The organism is Photobacterium sp. DNB22_13_2 (genome assembly GCF_052873915.1).
In genome coordinates, this window is the sequence record NZ_JBNNXU010000149.1 from 1 (window position 1) to 269 (window position 269).

At 68.8% G+C, this 269-nt stretch carries 1 pseudogene; it reads right to left on the bottom strand.

Features of this window, described 5'->3' with window-relative positions:
• Positions 1 to 269 (bottom strand): annotated as a pseudogene (locus tag ACVA58_RS28165) (acetyl-CoA C-acyltransferase); the annotation flags it as partial.

Consider the following 269-nt stretch of genomic DNA (forward strand, 5'->3'; position numbering starts at 1 on the left):
GCGCAGATCGACACCAGCCCGCGCCCGCTGCCGCGCTGCGCCAGCATCTTGGCGAGCGTGGCGACAATGCGCCCGCCGGTGGCGGCAAACGGGTGGCCCGTGCCCAGCGAGCTGCCGTTCACGTTGAGCTTGCTGCGGTCGATGCTGCCGAGTGGCGCGCTGCGGCCGAGCTTTTCGCGGCAGTACTCGGGCGACTCCCATGCGGCCAGCGTGCAGAGCACCTGGGCGGCAAAAGCTTCGTGGATCTCGTAGTAGTCAAAGTCCTGCAG